This is a genomic window from Dethiosulfatibacter sp. (assembly GCF_983023055.1).
The window spans coordinates 1-4,087 of sequence record NZ_CEZJXU010000227.1 but is presented as its reverse complement, the minus strand read 5'-3'; the positions used below and the strand labels follow the sequence as shown (position 1 = coordinate 4,087).

Genomic DNA, 4,087 nt, shown 5'->3' with positions numbered 1-4,087 from the left:
TGCCCGCGTAGAAAGTTTCCTTAACTGTATAACACCAATGCTTCAAGGTGTTATACACATACAACTTTCTTAAGCTACAATATAAAATCAATACAACTATTATATAAGCAAGGACCATGCCAAGATCAAATTCCCTGTTTTTCAACGTTTTTGACAATATTCATTCCACATAACTTCTCAATATGATAAATTTCTACTACTAAAACTTGTACTAGTACTGCGAATCCATCAAAAATAGTTTTTTCTCATTTTGATAAGGTTTCTTAAAATGAGAAACAAAGTATTTATTAAGATACAAAAATAAAAATGACACCCCGTATGCCAAGATGTCATTTCATTTATTAATTTAATTATACACTATTTTCTTTTCTAAGCTAAAATAATTTGAATATTTTTTAATACTCATATAGAATATCCAATATGAGTAAATCTAAAGAACGATTGCCTTATGCATACCTACCATAAGAAAAAGCACAGATAAAATTGCTGTCAACATTACAATAGGCTTGTGCAGGTTCTCTTTTATAACTTTTTTTAGATTATTCACTTGTTCTCCATAAAATTTATTTTGATTATCAAAGTAATTCTATAGTATTCCAGCATATCCGTCAATAAATAAATTCAATTTAAATCAATATACAATAAAATATTGGAGGTACACATGATAATAAGAAATGCCAAACCAGAAGATAAACTTACAGCAGCCAGTCTTATAATGGAAGCCATAGATGACTTGGCCAAAATATTTACAGGCTTTGACAATGAAGAATCCATCAAAAAAGAGATGGAGAATCTATTTTCTGAAAACAACAACCGTTTCAGCCATGAGTACTGCACTGTGATTGAAATAAACGGAGAAGTGGCAGCATCTGTCATTACCTATCCAGCTTCCCTAATGAATGAATTGAACGAAACTGTAATTAAAAAACTAAAAAAGCGATTCGTAAATGATGAAAAATCATTCCTTTATTATTCTGAGAAAATCAGGAATTCAAGAGAAGCCTTTGATGACGAGTACTATATAGACAATCTTGCCGTATCAACTGAATTCAGAGGAAAAGGTCTCTCAAAGATTCTTATTGCTGCTGCCGAGAAAAAAGGCATTGAAGATGGATATGAAAAGATATCCATAATAGCAGAAATTCATAACGAAAAAGCATTCAACATATACAAACATCTTGGTTACATAAAAGACTGCGAAATAGAAGTTCTTGGACACAGATACCATCACCTGGTAAAAGAATAATACACTTCAGGTAACTTTACATATTTTAGCTTTCTAATGCAATAAAAAAATCTGCAGACTGTGTCTGCAGATTTTTTAGTTATGATTCTTTAGTCCACAATTGTTCCTGGATTGAATATTCCGTTAGGATCAAAAGCTTTCTTAATATTTTTCATTATCTCAATTTCACGTGCTGAATACTGCTGAGCCATATGCTTCATCCTTGTTTTCCCAGTACCATGCTCTGCAGTTACTGTTCCACCATAGCTTATGGCTGCTTCGTACATTTCATTTCTAATGTCTTCAATGTATTCAGGGATTTCACCATTGTCGAGCATTAAGAAATTGTGTACATTACCGTCAGCAATATGTCCTACTACAGGAGAAGTCGTATTATACTTCTTGGCAATTCTGTCTATGTCCTTTAACATATCCGGAACCGAACCTGAAGGAACTGCAATATCAAGAGCATCTGCAATGTTTTCCTTGTATGCAGTATAAACATTACTTCTAATTTCAAGAAGGGCTCTCTGCTCTTTTGTAGTCTCTGCTATAAGACTGTCAACTGCTCCGTTTGCCTCACACATTCCAACTATTCTTTCACACTTTTCATAAAGCTCATCTTCTGTAGCTTCATCAAGGATAAACATCAAGTCAACACAGCCTTCAGTTGCAGGATATGCCTGTCCAATATGCTTGGCCGATTCCAAAGCAACTTCCCTGTCCATATATTCTATTGCAAGAGGAGTGATTCCATCCTGAAGTATCTTAGGCACTACGTCTGATGCTTCCTCAGCAGAATTGAATGATACAAGAAGTGTACCAATATTTGGATTCTTGGCATAAAGCTTAAGAGTCGCCTTTGTAACTATTCCAAGAGTACCTTCGCTTCCTATCATCATATGAAGAAGATCATATCCCATGTTGTTTTTAATAAGTTTTCCACCTAGATTCACAAGTTCTCCAGTTGGAAGAACTACTTCAACACCTTTTATATGATTTCTCATAATACCGTGTTTTACAGCCCTTACACCACCGGCATTTTCAACAACCATTCCACCTATCTGTGCACCCTCATCTCCAGGATGTACCGGGAAGAAAAGCTTGTCATGTTCTTTAAGTTCTTCAAGAAGTCCTTCAAGAGTAACTCCAGCTTCCACGGTTATCATTATATTCTTGTCGTCAAATTCTACAAGCTTATTAAGTCGTTCTAAAGATATTACAATACTAGGCTTAGTTGGTATTGCTGCTCCGCAAAGACCTGTTCCACCACCTCTAGGCACTATAGGCACAAGATATTCATTGGCAAGCTTAACTATTTCAGCCACTTCTTCAGCTGTTCCCGGCTTGATAACGGCACAGTCTTCAGATGCTACAGGTCTTACAGCAAGTTCAGTTTCATCATACAAATAACTCTGCATTTGCGAAAGATCCGTTACAACCCAATCATTACCTGATATTTCCTTTAATTTTCCTACAAGTTCCTCCGTCATTACTTTTGATATTTCTGTTTTCATATATGCCTCCATTTTCTTCTTGAGTTTATTTTTAGTTTGCCTTATCCGCACTTTCAGCAACAGGTTTCCATCCCTTTAAACCTTTTACAATAAGAGGAATGATTATTACAAATACTGCGATATATCCCAATGTTCCATATCCTTTAGCTATCAATGGAATCAATCCGAACTGAGCTATACACCATGTTGCTACAACATAAGCCAAAGATACGGCCATACTTCTTTTTGTCAATTTTTCCTTTTGAACTTCTTCACTGTCGTTTTTACCAAGGAAGTTTACTATTCTGTTGGTAGTTCCGTAAATCAAGTTAACACCAGTTGATACTGCTCCTAGAATTATAAGTATTGAAATAAGAGGAGTCATCCATGCAGATCCTACTCCATTCATTACTACAAACAGTGCAGGTACAGCTTCATCAAGTATTCCATCTTGATAGAATGCCATGATTCCAAGAGTAGCAAGCATAAGAATTGTTGCATTGATTACAAAACCCCATGCTGCAGCTTTTTTTGCATCATTTACATCTTTTAGAGCATTTGAATGGGCTAGATAAGCACCAAGGCAACATGACTGGAATCCTGCGTATACCATGGTCTTCCAAAGAGCCTGTGCAAATGTTCCTGTACTTTCTATTGTTCCTGCCTTAAGTCCTGCTATGTTTGCTGTTATATCTCCCCAGCTGGCAATAACATTAGGAACGTAAACTACGATAACACCTGTTATGATTGCCACTGCTATAAATGATGCAGCCTTTCTTACAAGGTCTGCTCCGAATATTGTCAGCACCAACATGAATGCAGCAATGACTAATGTATTAAGGATATAACTTGTTCCAAATACTTTTGTGATTGTTGCTCCACCTGTTGCAAATGCCACTGCAGTTGCGGTTACTAATATAAGTTGAAAAATTCCTTCAAATACTGGAGCCATTACTTTTTCTACAGGTTTATAAAATTCCAGTGTCCAGCTTCTATAATCGTATTTCCTTTTTTCAAGTGCAAATTTCCATGCGTAATAAAATACTAATGCTTCTATTGCCTGTGACAATATAGGTAAAAATGATGCATACCATCCATAACCAATATAGTACTGTACAACCTGTCTACCAGATGCGAATCCACCACCAAAGTGGGTTGTGAACCATACAAATGCTACAGCAAAAAATGTTGGCATTACAAATTTCTTCTCCATTAAATCCTCCATTAATATATTTTATTTTATAATTCCTCAAGAAAGCAGCTTTGCTGCGTTAACCAGGTCACAGCGACATCGTTGCGCTAGATGTGAAGCAGATAGTGACCAAAGCATTTATTAAGATGCGCAGAAAAGTTTCCTTAAGCCTTG

3 protein-coding genes are annotated in these 4,087 nt (G+C 35.8%); 1 reads left to right on the top strand and 2 read right to left on the bottom strand.

The annotated features are described in order from the left end of the window. Window positions 1-661: 661 nt before the first annotated feature. The gene (locus AC3AX0_RS08595; protein WP_487549887.1) at window positions 662-1,246 is read left to right on the top strand and encodes a GNAT family N-acetyltransferase; all 585 of its coding nucleotides are present in this window, start codon (window positions 662-664) and stop codon (window positions 1,244-1,246) included. Between the two features lie 89 nt (window positions 1,247-1,335). Here the strand turns inward: AC3AX0_RS08595 and AC3AX0_RS08590 are convergent, their stop codons facing one another. Both AC3AX0_RS08590 and AC3AX0_RS08585 read right to left on the bottom strand, forming a co-directional pair. Next, complete coding sequence (locus AC3AX0_RS08590) at window positions 1,336-2,742, bottom strand: FAD-binding oxidoreductase (protein ID WP_487549886.1); 1,407 nt, start codon at window positions 2,740-2,742, stop codon at window positions 1,336-1,338. A 31-nt stretch (window positions 2,743-2,773) separates the two neighbouring features. Next, window positions 2,774-3,934, bottom strand: a complete 1,161-nt coding sequence (locus AC3AX0_RS08585) for a YkvI family membrane protein (protein ID WP_487549885.1) — start codon at window positions 3,932-3,934, stop codon at window positions 2,774-2,776. Window positions 3,935-4,087: the final 153 nt, after the last annotated feature.